This is a genomic window from Streptomyces europaeiscabiei, from assembly GCF_001550375.1.
Taxonomy (GTDB): domain Bacteria; phylum Actinomycetota; class Actinomycetes; order Streptomycetales; family Streptomycetaceae; genus Streptomyces; species Streptomyces europaeiscabiei.
The window spans coordinates 1-1,391 of sequence record NZ_LRTR01000122.1; the positions used below are offsets into that span (position 1 = coordinate 1).

Sequence of the window (1,391 nt, forward strand, 5' to 3'; positions counted from 1 at the left end):
TGGCCCGGCGGGCGTGGCGGCGGATGCGGGCCTCCGACGGCATCGTGCCCCAGCCCCGCCTCGCCTCGGCCTGCGTGACCCAGCCCCGGTGCACCAGCGCGTGCAGGGCCGCGTCGAGGTCCAGGTGCGAGCCCTGGATCCAGTCGGCCAGCTCCTCGTGGGCGAAGCGGTAGCCGTCGCCCGCCGGGACGAGCAGCCCTTCGGTGAGCACGGCCGAGGCCCAGCCGGTGGTGCCGCCGAGCCGCCGCCCCGGCACCGGCCCCCAGGGGAACACCGCCTCGAACGCCGCCCGGTCCAGCTCTCCCTGTCCGGGCCCCAGACACCGCCGGGCCGCCTCGTGGACCTGCCCCGAGACCTGCGCCGCGAGCCGCCGTACGGCCGTGCCCCGCACCCCGTTCACCGCGGCGAGCCGCACGGCGACCCGCAGGCACATCAGATCCAGGTAGGCGGCCAGCACCTCGTCCCGACCGGGCCGTCCCGAGACGGCGGAGGATGCTCCCGTGCCGGACGCGGGTGGTGTCGGGCCGGTGGAGAACGCCCCCGCGTCGGGCGGTCCGGCGAAGGCACCGTCCTCGCCGGGCCGCCCGCCCGGGGTATCCGGCAGCGCCGCCCTCACCTCGGACAGGAGCCGCAGGGTGAGCGGATGCCGGGCGTCGGGCCCGGCGAGCGCGTCCTCGGGGATCCCGTACCTGAGCCGGGCCCGCCGGGCCTCGCCCTCCGTCAGGTCACCGAGCCGGACGCAGGCGGGCAGCGACTGGCCCTCGCCGCCCGACACCTCCCCGTGCAGCAGCTCCGCCGGGAACTGTGCCCCGGCCCGCTCCCAGTACTCGGCACGGCAGGCCACCACGAGCCGGGCCCCGTTCTCCCGCAGCCACTCGGCCGTCCCGGCGGTCCACTCGGCCAGCCGGTGTGCGAGCGTCGGCGGCATCTCCTCGGGTCCGTCGAGAAGCAGCAGCATGGGCCGCCCCTCCGCCACGGCGAGCCGGGCGAGCCGCTCCGGCCGGATGTCCCCCAACTCACCGCCGTACCGGCCGGCCGACGACCACCCCGTGTCCACCGGCCGGTCTTCCGAAGCCCCCGGCGTCCCCGAAGCCGCCGGAGCCATGGGAACCGCTGAAGACGCCGAAGCCCTCATGGCTCCCCACGTACCCCACGCACCCGCCGCGCTGGATGCGGCCGAAGGGGCGGAAGGGTCGGACGCAGTCGAAGCGGCCGAGAAGTCCGAGGCACTCCACCCCGCCGACGCCCCGGACGCTGCCGACGCACCCCACTCCCCGGACGCGCCCCGGTGTCCCGCCACACCCATCGCACCCGTCACACCCGCCGCACCCACCGCGGCCGACGCCGCCACGATCCGCCCCGCCCGCTCCAGCGCGCGCCGTGCGGCGTCC

Annotated in this window: 1 pseudogene; it reads right to left on the bottom strand. The window is 77.6% G+C overall.

The annotated features are described in order from the left end of the window. A pseudogene (locus AWZ10_RS49955) lies at positions 1–1,391 on the bottom strand (serine protease); the annotation flags it as partial.